The organism is Mycoplasma sp. 10961 (assembly GCF_055523525.1).
The window spans coordinates 290,421-306,328 of sequence record NZ_JBVFVD010000001.1 but is presented as its reverse complement, the minus strand read 5'-3'; the positions used below and the strand labels follow the sequence as shown (position 1 = coordinate 306,328).

Below are 15,908 nucleotides of genomic sequence, written 5' to 3'. Positions count from 1 at the left end.
AAAAAATACAAAAAATAAACATTTTTGATAAAATTTAAATAAATCATTAGTTATTTAGAAAGGGAATTAGATGAACAAATTACTTATTATTGGTAACTGAAAAATGAATAAAACATATTCAGAAACCTTAGATTTTATAAATAAATTCCAAGATTTATATAACCAAAAAAACCAAATTATTGCTAAGGATACTGCCTTTTCTGTTGCTGTTCCATATGCTAATTTAAGTGCTTTTAAGACAAATCAAGTGCAAGGTTTAAAACTAGCTGCACAAGATATGTCAAAACATGTTAAAGGAGCATATACTGGAGAAGTATCAGCAGATATGCTTCTTGATTTAGATGTTAAATATGTTATTTTAGGACATTCAGAAAGAAGAACGTATCATAATGAATGTAATAAAACAGTATATTCTAAAGCTAAATTAGCATTAGAAAAAGGGCTAACTCCAGTTATTTGTGTTGGTGAAACTTTAGAAGAATATGAACAAGGTTTAACTAAAGAAGTAGTTAAAAAACAAATTGAAGGATCAGTTAATGATTTGGATTTATCTAAAATCGTTGTGGCATATGAGCCTGTTTGAGCAATTGGGACTGGTAAAGTTGCGACAGCTGAAATTGCACAAGATGTTTGTGCATACATTCATGAACTTACTTCAAATGATTTAGTTGTCCAATATGGAGGAAGTGTATCTCCTAAAAATATTGTTGAATTAGCGACCCAACCTGATATTAACGGATTTTTAGTTGGTGGAGCTTCATTAGAACCAGAAAGCTTCATGCAACTTTTAACCTTAGGTAAATAATCTTAGAATTAATTTATTATAAAATATGCGTTTAAATAACGCATATTTTTTAAAACAATTTTTAACAATTATTTAGATTAAAAAAAATAAAATATAAAAATTTACCTTGGTTAATTTATAATAAATTAACCAAGGTAAATTTTGGGGCGGTTGACGGGATTCGAACCCGCGAATGACGGGACCACAACCCGCTGTGTTAACCACTTCACCACAACCGCCATATTTGCGATATAATTATACACTAATTTTTAAAATTCCAAATACTAAATTATTGTTTTTTATGGCTGTTTTTTGATATTAGTTATTGTAAATATCAAAGATTACAATCAATTAGTTTTAAAACACAAGACATAGTTATTTTGTATAAACCATTGATATGCTTATCTAAAATAGTTTTGTAACTAATATAAATATTGCTAAAGGTATTAATTGGAAATGTCACATGCAAGTTTTTTGCATGTGACATTGTTTTTGTCTGCCTTGTAATAAAATAGTTGTATTAATAAATTTTAAAAAAATGAAAGGAGACTTTAAAATTATATGAAAAATTTAGAAAAATATATTTGTGTTTTTGACAAATATCGAAAAGAAAATAAATATCAACATTTTAAAATTGAAGAGAATTACAATACTATCTTGAAAATGCAAGGAGCTCTTGGGACACAACGAAAATTACGATCAGATCAAATCGATCTAGAACAACTTTATAATATTTTACAAGAACTTTCTGAAGGCTTCTCAATCCAAGAAGTAGCCAAGATTTTTGATAGAGACATTCGAAGTATAAAAAGTAAAATCCAAATTATTACAAATCGCAGACCACTTAGTTTAGATAAACACAATCGCTATGTTTGTCCTAAGTGTTCAAAAAGAGTAATGCGGGTTAAAACCCTTAATTTTAGTAAACTATACGAACATTTATTAGGCTATTCATTTTCGCGACTCTTTTTTGTAAGTGATACAATTAAAGAGAAATGAAAGGCCTACAGAAAATATTGGTATAGTGAGCTTAATACATACAATAAAAATAGAAATAAAAAGAATTTGCAGCAAAAAGAAGTTAAGAAATCAGTTACCTATCTTGTGAATTATTTTAAAAAATTATCCCCTGATGAATTTGCTCCCTCACCTAGTTCAATTTATAAAATAATCAAAAAATACCCTTATTTCCTTGAATTTGACCAAATTGTTAAAAAATCTGAAGGCAAATATGGCATAAGGAAGAAAAAGCAAACCAAACCTAAAACATTAAAATATGCTACAGAAATTTCAAAACGTCCAGCTTATATTAATGATCGCTCTGAACACGGACATTTTGAATTAGACACCGTTATTGGTAAAATCAATGATACATATTGTATTGTGACGATAATTGAACGGCAAACCAGAATGTCTTATGCTATGCTCTCAAAACGCAACTCCAAAGCTATCAAACAAACTCTTCTAAAACTAATCAAGAAACATAACTTAGACATTAAAACTTTAACTGTTGATAATGGTAGTGAAAATGTCTTATTGCACCAGGTTATTCCAACTGAAAGATTATTTAAATGCCAACCATATAGTTCATGACAAAAAGGTTCAATAGAAAATATGCACCGCTTAATTAGGTATTACATTCCCAAAGGAAAAAGCTTAGATAAATACTCTCAGCAAGAAATTGATTATATGATGGAAAAAATAAATAACTATCGGCAAGTTGTACGGCAATATAAGATAACTATTAATTGGAAATGTCACATGAAAGTTTTTTGCATGTGACATTGTTTTTGTCTACCTTGTAATAAAATAGTTGTATTAATAAATTTTAAAAAAATGAAAGGAGACTTTAAAATTATATGAAAAATTTAGAAAAATATATTTGTGTTTTTGACAAATATCGAAAAGAAAATAAATATCAACATTTTAAAATTGAAGAGAATTACAATACTATCTTGAAAATGCAAGGAGCTCTTGGGACACAACGAAAATTACGATCAGATCAAATCGATCTAGAACAACTTTATAATATTTTACAAGTACTTTCTGAAGGCTTCTCAATCCAAGAAGTAGCCAAGATTTTTGATAGAGACATTCGAAGTATAAAAAGCAAAATCCAAATTATTACAAATCGCAGACCACTTAGTTTAGATAAACAAAATCGCTATGTTTGTCCTAAGTGTTCAAAAAGAGTAATGCGGGTTAAAACCCTTAATTTTACTAAACTATACGAACATTTATTAGGTTATTCATTTTCTCGACTCTTTTTTGTAAGTGATACAATTAAAGAGAAATGAAAGGCCTACAGAAAATATTGGTATAGTGAGCTTAATACATATAATAAAAATAGAAATAAAAAGAATTTGCAGCAAAAAGAAGTTAAGAAATCAGTTACCTATCTTGTGAATTCTTTTAAAAAATTATCCCCTGATGAATTTGCTCCTTCGCCTAGTACAATTTATAAAATAATTAAAAAATACCCTTATTTTAGACAGGGAAAAAATATTCGGACAAAATCCGAATATTTTTAATATAAAGAAAGAGAGGTAGTTATGAGGCATTTAAAGACTAAAGAATGAATCAAAATTTTTGACTTATACGATAAATATTTGAACCTGGGAATAACGAAGGCAGAATTTGATAATTTCTGTTTTGATATCAGAAAAGTATACTGAAATAAAGAATCAATGAGAAATATGTTAAAGAAAAGAAAACTGTATAATTTAAATATGAACATAGAATCACAAAGCGGTAAATCACCTAAGAAAGATAAAGGTGTTGGGAGAAAGAAAAAGAAAGTTCTCGATTATACATGAATTGATACTCTTAAAGATGATGAAAAAGATGCAGTTATAAAATACTACTATCGAATTTTTAATGAAAATAATATTGATGCAGATATCTCAAAGATAAAGAAAATCAAGAATCTTTCACATACTAAAAAATCTAAAATGATATGTGTTTCAAGATCTACATATTACGAGAAATTGAAAGATAACAACAAGACTAAAGAACTAAAGGTTAAACACAAAGAAATAATTTTTCAAAGTTTTGTCGAAAATAAAGAAAGGTATGGACGAAGGAGACTTGCTAAATATATTTTCCAAGAATATAATATTCAAATAAATCCTAGAACCCTAGGAAATTATATGAAAAAGCTTAATTTGAAAACATTTGTTAGACAAAAACGTAAAACCAAGGAATCTAAAAATACTAGTATTAAAATACCTGATTTAGTAAAAAGAGATTATAATTCACGTAACAATAATATATATGCAACAGACGTGACCTACATACCAGCACCAAAAGATATTGAACAAAATCATATTTATTTATCTGCAATTATTGATCATAAAACTAAGTTTGTGACCTATGAATTATCACTTAGAAATGATACTGAACTAATTTTGAATAATATCAGTAATACAAAATTCAAAAATAATTTTATTTTACATTCTGACCATGGAACTGCTTATTCGTCGGTCGAATATACTAAAAAAATAAAATCACTAAAAGGTAAAATATCAATGTCAAGAATTGGTAATAGTCTTGACAATCGTGAAATTGAGTATTTCTTTTCAATTCTTAAAAGTGAAATTTTCCCAAATTTTGATCAAACCTGTAAAAAACTTACTTTTATTGAATTATCACAAAAAATCAAAGAATTTATAAACTGATATAATTATAAAAGAATAAGATAAAAAAACCTTCCCAAAGCATTCCGTTTGGCTTAGCCAAATGGTATGGTTGGGGAAGGTTAAACCGTCCGAAAAAAATTTCCCAGTTTATTTCCTTGATTTTGACCATATTGTTAAAAAATCTGAAGGCAAATATGGCATAAGGAAGCAAAAGCAAACCAAACCTAAAACATTAAAATATGCTACAGAAATTTCAAAACGTCCAGCTTATATTAATGATCGCTCTGAACACGGCCATTTTGAATTAGACACCGTTATTGGTAAAATCAATGATACATATTGTATTGTGACCATAATTGAACGGCAAACCAGAATGTCTTATGCTATGCTCTCAAAACGCAACTCCAAAGCTATCAAACAAACTCTTGTCAAACTAATCAAGAAACACAACTTAGACATTAAAACTTTAACTGTTGATAACGGTAGTGAAAATGTCTTATTGCACCAGGTTATTCCAACTGAAAGACTATTTAAATGCCAACCATATAGTTCATGACAAAAAGGTTCAATAGAAAATATGCACCGCTTAATTAGGTATTACATTCCCAAAGGAAAAAGCTTAGATAAATACTCTCAGCAAGAAATTGATTATATGATGGATAAAATAAATAACTATCGTCAAGTTGTAAGGCAATATAAGATAACCTAAGAAATTTTTTAATCCCCCGCCTTTGATTGCAATCAAAGGGGCCTTACTTTTGACAAAAGTAAGCAAAACCAACGAGAAAACACTGCCGTGTTTTCTGTTTTCTCATACATTTTTTATTTAAAATCTATGTTAAAATTAAAAGACAATTATTTTGTTAACATCTCGCAAGTGACTTTTCCAAAAAACATTTTGCACAATTTTTAAAAAATATTTGGAAACAACATTTTTATGTGTTATAATTTTAATCTAAAGTTTAAAACTTAGTATTTGCCCGAGTGGTGGAATTGGCAGACACGCTAGACTAAGGATCTAGTGGAGCAATCCGTGCAGGTTCAAGTCCTGTCTTGGGCACCATTATTATATGTATTTTATCATATATGGAGGTTGAGGAAGCATTTCTCAACTGACCCGTAAATTATCTCACCCGTAATTATTAAAATTTATTTTAATGATTACGGGGGGGGGGTAATATTTTTAATATTCTTATATTTATAAAATATAATTAAACATATACTATAAGCAAAAAAATTAAGGAGAAAAATATGGAAATATTAAAAGATCGAATTTTAAGGTTTAAAAATGAGAAGGATATTTTTTGAGGCGAAATATCTCAAAAGTTAGGTCTTAGTATTGATAATGTATATACATTATTTAAAAGCGACTGAATACCAAATATATCAGTTTGTTTTAAACTAACTGATATATTTAAGGTTAATATAATTACTTTATTAACCGGAGAACCATATGATGAAAAAATGTATTCTTCAAATAATGATGATAAATGACTTGGAGATATTAATGATCAAACAAGCCCTTTACACTTAATTTCTAAAGATGATGCTACTTTATTTAAACAATATGGATATACAAATTTATTTAATATTTTTCATAAATTTGAATCTGGTCAAAAAGGTACAAAAGAATATTATCAATTAACTAGAAAGGTAATTGATGCACTTTACGAACATAAAGCAATTAATATTTTTAAAGAATGTCTTTTAGATAATATTGTTGATTTACCTGATGATTGATATGAAACTAATTCTCGTTCATCAGACAAATGACCATGGGTAATTTATGGAAATTCTTGAAGTTATAGTAATTCTGTATCTTTGGACATGAAACGTTTAAATAAATACATTAGTTTATGTATTGATAGTAATTATGCTGCTGGATTAAAGGCAATAGATTACAAACATAATTATAGATACTCAGATCTAACCGCAACATTTAAAAGCCTCTTTACAAAAAATGTTAAAGATGTCTTGGAATATATGTCTAAACTTGAATTTAAAAATACTAATTATAATTCAACAAATGAGATAATGCTTGAACTTTATAAAAATAAGCATTTTGAACTCTTAGACAGAATGATAGTTGACAAAGCAAGAAGATTAGAATATGCTAGAGAATCATATTATAAGTATGAAAATAGACGTTATAGACCTTATAATAATGATAAAGAATATTCTTATGAACATTTTAACCCAATTAAAGATGCTTTTAATTTAGCAAAAGAAGAAAAAGATATAGTATGGCTCAAAAAGTTTAATGATTTTAATTTAAAGTTAAAGCAAAAAGTGAATCAACTTGAAGTAACTACTGTATCAAACAAAGATATGCAAATTTTTGAATTAGAATGATTAGATTCTAAACCTTTAGAAGATATTTTAGTTGCAAAGCATACTAAACATGGTGTTTTAGACTTAAAATCTTTATTAAATGATGATTGTGGCCTAAGTAAAGAAGAGTATGGGCAAAAACTTACAGATTTAGTTGCTAAAATCAGAGGGCTTAAGCCATTTATTATAGATAAATATATTAGTTATAATGAATTAATTAAAACAAGTGTTAAAAATAATATGTGGAGAGAAGTATATCAATTCGCTATTGATTTGGGTTATAATTTTTTAGCTGATGCAGTTATTGCAAAAAACGTTGATTTAATTTATGAACTTGCTGATGAATTATTTATGCCTAATGATTATATACGTAAAGGAATCATATCACATACTGATTATTTAAGAACTAAAACAGCAATAGAACACAAATATACTCAAGAACAAATAAAAGAAGGTGAATTAAAAATACTTGAAAGTTGATCAAAGAGTATTTTTAATAAGATGAACAAGTTTGAAAATAGCTATAACTCATTTGAAGATAGCTATGACTCACCAGCAACTTTAGATATAGATACAAAACTCTATAAAGAACTATTAACTATTGAATCTCAAAATTTTCCTTTATTAGATGAGTATAATGAATTTACTGTTAAAAGCAATCTTAAAAAAGTTAAAGAAAACTTTTGAAAACAATATAAGCAAAAACTTGAGGATGTTATTGAATCAATTACTAATGAAAAAGCTATGAAGAACCATTTTGAAAAAATTAATAATGAATTTAGTTCAAAAAACCTACTTAAACTTTTAAATTCTGGAAATATAGGAATGTGCATTATCAACATTTATAGACGTTTGGAAGCTATCTTTGCATATAAATACAAATATAAAGATAAATATGGCGATAACATCCATGAATGGATAAACAAATATTTTGAGCATGAGAAAGTTAAAGTTGAGAGGGATTCTGATTATTACAATGATAGTAAAATCAAAGAATTAGAGGAAAAACAAAAACTATTGCATAAACTTAGAAAAAAACGCAACGATATAACACACGGTAGTTTTTCAAACATCGATAAACAAGACAAACAACTATCAAATGATGAATTAAAAACTTGCATAAATTTATTAGACACAATAAATGAAGGGGCAAAGGATGAATAAATATATAAAATACTTATTAAATAAAGAAGTTGTTTCATTTGTATCTTCAAAAGGTTCGGAATCTTCTTATTTGTATGAGGATAATTCAATGCTTGTTCTGCAATTAGTCCAAAACGAAAATTATCACATTGAAGGTTACAAAATCATCTTTTCAAGCCCTGCAATAGAATGTATTACTTATCAAAACAAAAAATATACTCATATAAATGATGTAATAAGCATTGATTATGAGTTTAAATCTGATAACCGAAAATTATTGATATCTTTTAAAGATAATCTTGCTGATAATTATGCATTGCCAATTAAAGTTGTTTTAGCAGACAAAGAAAAATGAGATAAGGATAATAAAAACCAAGAAACAAATGCAAAATATAAAAATGGTGCTTTAGTTGTTAATCCTGGAATTGATTTTCTCGATATTTTTTGAAAAAATGTAGAAGGTACGGACCGGAGAGAAATTAAAGTTTATTATCAGGATACCAACAAAGAAGATGGATCAATTATTGAATACAAAATTTATGATGGTAGTGGACAAAAATCAGATTTGAACTTTGACTATACTTTAGAATTCTTTGAACTCTTAAACTTAGCACCTGGAAAATATAAAATAATATTAATACAACGTCGATATGATAGTTATAGGAATACTAAGGATATTTTATCTCAAACTGAAACAATTGCTGAAATTAAACCTCTTGTTAATGAGATTGGAAAAGTTAAAGATGCAGTCGAATCAATTGAAAGTGTGTTAGGAAGATAATAAAAATTTTAAAGAAAACTATGCCAAAATTATATTTTTGGAATAGTTAAGGAGGAAGAAATGGAAATAAATCATAAAAATGCAATGGCTCTTTGGAGTTCAAGATACGGAAGACAATGTCAAAAGACTAAGGATTTTTCAGGTCGAAAAATTCAAAAAAGTGATTTTAATAATCTCAAAAGCCAATATTGTTGAAATATTGATCATATCCTCCCACTGAGCCAAAATGGTGGGAGCAATAAGGAAAATTTACAAATAACTCATTGTAAAACTAACCAAGAAAAAGGTGATAATTTTCCGACATTTAAAGCCAACAATAAGAATTTCCAAATAGTAAAACATAATGGATCTTATAAAGTTGAGGAAGTAAAAAGTACCAAAAGTAAATTCTTGGACGCTAATATTGGCTTAAACTATTTGAAAAAGCTAGAAAATAAAGATAGTAAGACAAGGTGAATTGGATCAATTTTAATAAAACTAGAAAACGTATCAAATCCTGCAGTTATCGAATTTATAGAAAAAATATTAGGTGAAGATAGCATCCCTTATTCGATTAATAAAGGTTTTAGTAGCAATATTTACATTGCTAAAAACTATAATTGTCCATTTAAAGACGATGTATCTGAACTGCTTGATATATGCATTTTGCTAAACACATATTTAGGGTATTACTTTTTAAACAAAAAGTATATGACTAAATATCAAATTTATTATCAACTAAAAAATTATACTAATGCAAAAGATATGTATCATCAAGCAAAACTTTGTGAGTTTAATATAAGTTATAATCATAACGATAATTCTTTATATATAAATAATCTAGTATATCAAAATACTGAGGCTAAAGAAAATGTACCTAATCTTAATTTCACATATGGATATGGAAAATATAACTACTCTTATACAGACTTAAGAGAAAAATTATCAAATAAGTAAATTAATCATAGAAAGAGGTAATTATGAAAATCAATAAAGAAACAGCACTCGACAAATTATGGGATGAATTTTTTGGTGGTAAAGAATATGCTAAAGATTTTGCTGGAAGATCTATAAAAAGATCAGATTATGGAAATGAAGCAAGTCAACATTGTTGAAATGTTGATCATATATTTCCAGAAGTAAAAGGCGGAACTGATGCACAAGACAATTTACAAATAACTCATTGTAAAACTAACCAAGAAAAAGGTGATAAATTCCCTGGCTTCGTAGCTAATGGAATTAATTTTACTTGCAAAAAAGTAAAAGGTAAATCAAAAGTTTATAAAGTTGTTAAAGCAAAATAAATACACAGCTAAACTACAGTATAGAGACACCCGCAAGTTGGACTAAATTAATTGGTCTAACTTGCGGGTGTTCACTATATTTTTTAATTATCGTTATTTTGTTTCTCTAAAACCTAACAACCTATCCCTATAATATTCATATTGTTTTTGTCTAAGGTTTATTTCTGCCGGTAAGCCTTTAGTTAAATCATTTGTTAAGTCAGAGAATTTATCTAGGATACTTGCTATTTTGTTTTGAATTTGAAGAGGAGGGAGAGGTATAAGAATTTCCAAAATATCAGGCATATGTGGATGCTTGATTCCTGCACCTCTGTAATAAGATTCAATTAAATCTAATTTATTATTTAATACATAATATAAATATCTTATGTTTAGTTCATTACTGTCTCTAGGTAATGCAATTACATTACCCCCAGTAATGAATTTGCCTTTATAATATTGCGCTATGGCATTGCCACCCGTTGGCAGGTAAACTACTTCTTGCTCATCAACATATTTGCTAACTTTTGATTCGTTAGCAAATATGTTGGTTTTATTAGTAGTTAAGATTTTAATTGTACCTTTATCATCTGCTAAATCTTTTAGTTCTTTAGCACTAAAATATTTTTTGTATTTATAAATATCTTGTTGTTTATGAGAAGCAACATCCTGAAACTTTTTGTTTCAAATAGTTATTTCTCATAAAGGTTTATATTTAACACCATACCCAAAACTAACTAGTTCAAACCCAAAGACATATTCAAATAATTTGGCTAATCCTGAATTATCTTCTCTCTCTCTCTCTCTCAATATCATTAATATTAAATGATAATAAGAGATCTCTATAATATTCATATTGTTTTTGTCTTAAAGATATTTCAGAAGGCAGTCCAATTTTGAGATCATGACAAATTTGCTCAAAGTTGTCTAAGACTTCTGCAATGCGGTTTTGGACCGGAAGAGGAGGAAGGGGAATTTTAATACCAGCCATAACATTACTCATAAGTTTGGCATTACCCATTCCGATATTTACGTGTTCTTTTGTACGAATGGATAATGCATAATATAGGTATTTTATATTATCATTTGTTTTAAGATCTAATAATCCACAAATATTAGTAATATTAAATTTACCATTACGATAAAATACAGTTCCAGCATGTGCTCCGTCTGTGGTCCAAGTAATATATTCTCCATCGTATTGATATTTATTAATTTTACCAAGTTCCCCATTATTTTCAGTTTGTGATGAATATACTGGATATTCTCCTGGGTTATCTCTAATATAATCTTTAGAGATAACGATTCCTCTACTTAGTTTAAATAATTGATCAATTCTTTTATACTCAATATTAACTTTTGAATCATCAAAAGTTAATAATTTATCCCGGTAATATTCATATTGTTGTATAGTGAACCCCACAAGTTGGACCAAATCAATTGGTAAAACTTAGGGGGTTTTTATTATGAAGTTAAAATTAGAAGATAAACTAAAGATTATAAAACTATATAAAACTGGTAAGAGTAGCAAACAAATTGCCGAAATTTTTAATGTTAATATGCGTACAATTCAGTTTATAAAGCGTTTGTACAACCTCCACGGATTAGAAATATTTACAGAAAGAAATAAACGACGAAACTTCAGTCCTAGTTTTAAATTACAAATTATTAAGCAAGTATTAAATGGTAAACCCATCCGCTCTTTGGAAGCAGAACTATTAATTAATACTGGAATAATTAATTCATGAGTGAAAAAATTTAAATTATTTGGGTATAATGGTCTTATAAATAAAAAGAAAGGTAAAATACCAATGACCATGCCAAAGAATAATAATCCAAAACAAGATAAAACATTATCTAGAATTAAAGAACTCGAAGAAAGAAATGCCCAGCTTGAAATGGAGGTGGACCTCTTAAAAAAATTGAGAGCCTTGGTTCAACAAAGGACAGAGCAACCAAACAAGAAAAAGCAAAAGTAATATTTGAATCAAGGCATAAATATAAATTAAGATTAATGCTAGAATTTTTCCAATTAGCAAAATCAACATACTTTTATATTGTTCAAAGTTTTTCAAAAAATGATAAAGATTTTGATTTAAAACAAGTAATAACGAATATTTTTAATGAGAATAAATCCCGTTATGGATATCGAAGAATTTGTTTAGAACTAAGAAATAGAGGTTATATTATTAACCATAAAAGGGTTAAAAGATTGATGAAATTACTTAATTTATTTGGTTTACAGCCAAAATCAAAATATAAATCATATAAAGGTGAAATTGGAAAAATTTGTAATAACTTACTCCTTACAAGGATTGTTGACAAAAAGAATCATAACACTTATTATGAGCGAAATTTCAAAACTACAAAATTGAATCAAACTTGAAGCACTGATGTTTCTGAATTCAAAATAGCAAGTGGAAAACTATATTTATCACCAATTATAGATGTACATAACCGCGAAGTTGTTTCATACACAATTTCAAAAAGTCCTAATTTTCAACAAGTGAATCAAATGCTAAATAAAGCTTTTAAAAAGTATAAAAATCTTAATGGATTAATTTTACATTCTGACCAGGGATGGCAATATCAAATGAAACAATATCGTGACAAATTAAGTAAAAGAGGTATTAAACAAAGTATGTCGCGAAAGGGAAATTGCTATGATAATTGTGTTATTGAAATATTTTTTGGAACCATGAAAAACGAAATGTTTTATGGTCATGAAAAAGAATTCAAAACTCTAGAAGACTTAGAAAAAGCAATGCGCAAGTATATAAATTATTACAACAAAAAACGAATTATTACAAAATTAAAAGGACTGACACCTTTAGGATATAGGCATCAATCCTTAAATTAATTTTAGTCCAATTTTATGGGTTCACTATATTGCTTACGGTATTTAAGTTCTGTGGTAAGTTCTGTGGTAAGTTCTGTGGTAAGTTCTGTGAAATTATCAAGAATTTTAACAATTTCATCTTGGACCGCGCGGGGCGGGAGGGGAATATTTATTTCTTCGACAACGCTTCGCTCAATTGTTGGAACTCCTCCCACTCTTCTTTTGCTTTTGAAATAATCTTCATATCGCACTAAGATATAATAAAGAAATTTATTATTTATTTGCTCATCATGTCCAAGCCAAAAACTCCCATCAGAACACCAAAAAGGTTCGTCTATATATTTAACTCCGCCAATGCTACCGGTATTAACAACTATAACTGTCCCTGCAGGAACATTGAACATATTATATTTACCAAGGATTAAATCTTTACTACCATGATATACTTCATATTGAAAAGTATCATTTAAACTACTTTTAGTAACTCTTTTTCCCCGGTTGATTTTTACTACATCACTTAGTTTTTTATATTTAACCCCATTAGGGCATAGTTCATTAATAAGTTTTTCGATTTTATTCATAATGATTCCTTAATGTATAATTAAAATAAATTTTATCATATTATATTTATTATATGTAATTGCAAATGACATCTTGTCTAAAAATTAATATTTAAAATATAATGTAAGATAATTAAGTATTATTATTGATTTACAACTTTATCTCTAATAATATTTCACTAAATAAAGTATCAAAAACAACCCAACAAAAAAATATTAAATGGAAATGTCACATGCAAGTTTTTTTGCATGTGACATTGTTTTTGTCTGCCTTGTAATAAAATAGTTGTATTAATAAATTTTAAAAAAATGAAAGGAGACTTTAAAATTATATGAAAAATTTAGAAAAATATATTTGTGTTTTTGACAAATATCGAAAAGTGTCCAATGACAACTATTTAGGTCCATATATAAATCCCTTGGAAAGTGAACTAATTTAATTAAAATATGGTATAAATTATTTATGGTATTTAAACATAACATAGATAAGTACAAAAACTTAACAAACTACGAATTAAAAAAAACAGCAATCTCTCATATTAATTGCTGCTAATATTGAAAAATCTTTATCTCAACTTAGTTTAATTACAAACCTTAGTGTATCAACTGTAAAAAGATATAAAAAAATAATAAACTGGGAAATTTTTTTCGGACGGTTTTACCTTCCCCAACCATACCATTTGGCTAAGCCAAACGGAATGCTTTGGGAAGGTTTTTTTATCTTATTCTTTTATAATTATATCAGCTTATAAATTCTTTGATTTTTTGTGATAATTCAATAAAAGTAAGTCTTTTACAGGTTTGATCAAAATTTGGGAAAATTTCACTTTTAAGAATTGAAAAGAAATACTCAATTTCACGATTATCAAGACTATTACCAATTCTTGACATTGATATTTTACCTTTTAGTGATTTTATTTTTTTAGTATATTCAAGCGAAGAATAAGCAGTTCCATGGTCAGAATGTAAAATAAAATTATTTTTGAATTTTGTATTGGTGATATTATTCAAAATTAGTTCAGTATCATTTCTAAGTGATAATTCATAGGTCACAAACTTAGTTTTATGATCAATAATTGCAGATAAATAAATATGATTCTGTTCAATATCTTTTGGTGCTGGTATATAGGTCACGTCTGTTGCATATATATTATTGTTGCTTGAATTATAATCTCTTTTTACTAAATCAGGTACTTTAACACTAGTATTTTTAGATTCTTTAGTTTTACGTTTTTGTCTAACAAATGTTTTCAAATTCAGTTTTTTCATATAATTTCCTAGGGTTCTAGGATTTATTTGAATATTATATTCTTGGAAAATATATTTAGCAAGTCTCCTTCGTCCATACCTTTCTTTATTTTCGACAAAACTTTGAAAAATTATTTCTTTGTGTTTAACCTTTAGTTCTTTAGTCTTGTTGTTATCTTTCAATTTCTCGTAATATGTAGATCTTGAAACACATATCATTTTAGATTTTTTAGTATGTGACAGATTCTTGATTTTCTTTATCTTTGAGATATCTGCATCAATATTATTTTCATTAAAAATTCGATAGTAGTATTTTATAACTGCATCTTTTTCATCATCTTTAAGAGTATCAATTCATGTATAATCGAGAACTTTCTTTTTCTTTCTCCCAACACCTTTATCTTTCTTAGGTGATTTACCGCTTTGTGATTCTATGTTCATATTTAAATTATACAGTTTTCTTTTCTTTAACATATTTCTCATTGATTCTTTATTTCAGTATACTTTTCTGATATCAAAACATAAATTTTCAAATTCTGACTTGGTTATTCCCAGGTTCAAATATTTATCGTATAAGTCAAAAATTTTGATTCATTCTTTAGTCTTTAAATGTCTCATAACTACCTCTTTTTCTTTATATTAAAAATATTCGGATTTTGTCCGAATATTTTTTCCCTGTCTAAAATTAACATCAGTCATAAAAATAAAAATCAACAAAGAAGTTGCAAAGTTACAGATTCAGAAATTGAATTAGTGTTTAAAGATTATTTAAAAACATGTGAAATTATTTTAAATAGTGTTCTAACAAATAACCAACTTTCGTTTAAAAGTTATTATTATTCAGAATATGGTTCTTTTATAAGGCAAAAAATTTCTTACAAAACTTTGGTAAGAAGATTCAACCAATTAGGATTATTTAATATACATACAACCAAAAGAGGAAGAAAAATAGCAAAATTATCAAAGAAGAAAACTTCACAAGAGACAACATTGCTATTAAAAAAATATTATAAACAAATTAAACAAAACGAAAAACAAAGACAAGTTTTGGGTATTAAGAAAAATTTAGAATTTGGTGAAATTATTGAAATCGATGCACAGCTTGAACCATATTTAAAAAATAATAAACCATTCTATCTTTATCATGCAATTGATGTTGCCACTGGAACATTATTAGCAGCATGATTTGAAGAACAAGAAACAACATTAGGATATCAAAGACTGTTAGAAATAGTATTTAAGAAATATGGATTTCCAAAGAAAATTTATACTGATAAAAGAAGAACTTTTTAAACATGGACAGCAAAATTTAACATTTTAGT

17 protein-coding genes and 2 tRNA genes are annotated in these 15,908 nt (G+C 27.1%); 13 read left to right on the top strand and 6 right to left on the bottom strand.

Annotated elements, in window-relative coordinates; all coding sequences use genetic code 4:
* Window positions 1-70 precede the first annotated feature (70 nt).
* On the top strand, window positions 71-805 hold the full coding sequence (tpiA, locus tag AC0B4T_RS01405; RefSeq protein ID WP_465102815.1) for a triose-phosphate isomerase: 735 nt from the start codon (window positions 71-73) through the stop codon (window positions 803-805).
* Between the two features lie 142 nt (window positions 806-947).
* On the opposite strand, the gene AC0B4T_RS01400 is transcribed toward tpiA, so the two are convergent.
* Window positions 948-1,023 (bottom strand) — tRNA-His (locus AC0B4T_RS01400).
* A gap of 83 nt (window positions 1,024-1,106) precedes the next feature.
* Complete coding sequence (locus AC0B4T_RS01395) at window positions 1,107-1,271, bottom strand: hypothetical protein (RefSeq protein ID WP_465102814.1); 165 nt, start codon at window positions 1,269-1,271, stop codon at window positions 1,107-1,109.
* Between the two features lie 74 nt (window positions 1,272-1,345).
* Between AC0B4T_RS01395 and AC0B4T_RS01390 the strand changes: the two genes are divergently transcribed.
* The 9 genes from AC0B4T_RS01390 to AC0B4T_RS01350 all read left to right on the top strand — a co-directional run bounded on the left by AC0B4T_RS01390 (window position 1,346) and on the right by AC0B4T_RS01350 (window position 9,960).
* The gene (locus AC0B4T_RS01390; RefSeq protein WP_465102813.1) at window positions 1,346-2,656 is read left to right on the top strand and encodes an IS30 family transposase; all 1,311 of its coding nucleotides are present in this window, start codon (window positions 1,346-1,348) and stop codon (window positions 2,654-2,656) included.
* A complete protein-coding gene (locus AC0B4T_RS01385; RefSeq protein WP_465102812.1) occupies window positions 2,644-3,315 on the top strand; it encodes a hypothetical protein in 672 nt (223 codons plus the stop codon). Before AC0B4T_RS01390 ends, AC0B4T_RS01385 begins: the two co-directional genes overlap by 13 nt.
* A gap of 21 nt (window positions 3,316-3,336) precedes the next feature.
* Window positions 3,337-4,485 (top strand): IS3 family transposase, encoded by a 1,149-nt coding sequence (locus AC0B4T_RS01380; protein ID WP_465102614.1) that lies wholly within the window; start codon window positions 3,337-3,339, stop codon window positions 4,483-4,485.
* A 37-nt stretch (window positions 4,486-4,522) separates the two neighbouring features.
* Entirely contained in the window at window positions 4,523-5,131 is a 609-nt protein-coding gene (locus AC0B4T_RS01375) for an IS30 family transposase (protein WP_465102811.1), read from the top strand.
* 269 nt (window positions 5,132-5,400) lie between these two features.
* Window positions 5,401-5,485, top strand: a tRNA-Leu gene (locus AC0B4T_RS01370).
* A 188-nt stretch (window positions 5,486-5,673) separates the two neighbouring features.
* Window positions 5,674-7,917 (top strand): hypothetical protein, encoded by a 2,244-nt coding sequence (locus tag AC0B4T_RS01365; RefSeq protein WP_465102810.1) that lies wholly within the window; start codon window positions 5,674-5,676, stop codon window positions 7,915-7,917.
* The gene (locus AC0B4T_RS01360) at window positions 7,910-8,677 is read left to right on the top strand and encodes a hypothetical protein (protein WP_465102809.1); all 768 of its coding nucleotides are present in this window, start codon (window positions 7,910-7,912) and stop codon (window positions 8,675-8,677) included. The genes AC0B4T_RS01365 and AC0B4T_RS01360 overlap by 8 nt, the downstream gene beginning before the upstream one ends.
* Window positions 8,678-8,737: 60 nt before the next feature.
* Entirely contained in the window at window positions 8,738-9,613 is an 876-nt protein-coding gene (locus AC0B4T_RS01355) for an HNH endonuclease domain-containing protein (RefSeq protein WP_465102808.1), read from the top strand.
* Between the two features lie 23 nt (window positions 9,614-9,636).
* Window positions 9,637-9,960 carry an HNH endonuclease domain-containing protein gene (locus AC0B4T_RS01350; protein ID WP_465102807.1) on the top strand — a complete coding sequence of 108 codons (324 nt, stop codon included), beginning with the start codon at window positions 9,637-9,639 and terminating at the stop codon, window positions 9,958-9,960.
* A 93-nt stretch (window positions 9,961-10,053) separates the two neighbouring features.
* On the opposite strand, the gene AC0B4T_RS01345 is transcribed toward AC0B4T_RS01350, so the two are convergent.
* Both AC0B4T_RS01345 and AC0B4T_RS01340 read right to left on the bottom strand, forming a co-directional pair.
* Window positions 10,054-10,755, bottom strand: a complete 702-nt coding sequence (locus tag AC0B4T_RS01345; protein WP_465102806.1) for a restriction endonuclease subunit S — start codon at window positions 10,753-10,755, stop codon at window positions 10,054-10,056.
* Entirely contained in the window at window positions 10,724-11,362 is a 639-nt protein-coding gene (locus AC0B4T_RS01340; RefSeq protein WP_465102805.1) for a restriction endonuclease subunit S, read from the bottom strand. The genes AC0B4T_RS01345 and AC0B4T_RS01340 overlap by 32 nt, the downstream gene beginning before the upstream one ends.
* Window positions 11,363-11,405: 43 nt before the next feature.
* On the opposite strand from AC0B4T_RS01340, the gene AC0B4T_RS01335 reads away from it, so the two are divergent.
* Both AC0B4T_RS01335 and AC0B4T_RS01330 read left to right on the top strand, forming a co-directional pair.
* A complete protein-coding gene (locus AC0B4T_RS01335) occupies window positions 11,406-11,918 on the top strand; it encodes a transposase (RefSeq protein ID WP_465102804.1) in 513 nt (170 codons plus the stop codon).
* A complete protein-coding gene (locus tag AC0B4T_RS01330; RefSeq protein ID WP_465103275.1) occupies window positions 11,861-12,799 on the top strand; it encodes an IS3 family transposase in 939 nt (312 codons plus the stop codon). The genes AC0B4T_RS01335 and AC0B4T_RS01330 overlap by 58 nt, the downstream gene beginning before the upstream one ends.
* 2 nt (window positions 12,800-12,801) lie before the next feature.
* Here AC0B4T_RS01330 and AC0B4T_RS01325 read toward each other — a convergent pair whose 3' ends face one another.
* Both AC0B4T_RS01325 and AC0B4T_RS01320 read right to left on the bottom strand, forming a co-directional pair.
* A complete protein-coding gene (locus AC0B4T_RS01325; RefSeq protein WP_465102803.1) occupies window positions 12,802-13,359 on the bottom strand; it encodes a restriction endonuclease subunit S in 558 nt (185 codons plus the stop codon).
* Between the two features lie 696 nt (window positions 13,360-14,055).
* Window positions 14,056-15,204 (bottom strand): IS3 family transposase, encoded by a 1,149-nt coding sequence (locus AC0B4T_RS01320; RefSeq protein WP_465102802.1) that lies wholly within the window; start codon window positions 15,202-15,204, stop codon window positions 14,056-14,058.
* On the opposite strand from AC0B4T_RS01320, the gene AC0B4T_RS01315 reads away from it, so the two are divergent.
* Window positions 15,196-15,879, top strand: a complete 684-nt coding sequence (locus AC0B4T_RS01315; protein WP_465102801.1) for a hypothetical protein — start codon at window positions 15,196-15,198, stop codon at window positions 15,877-15,879. The two genes, AC0B4T_RS01320 and AC0B4T_RS01315, sit on opposite strands and share 9 nt — an antisense overlap.
* Window positions 15,880-15,908 lie beyond the last annotated feature (29 nt).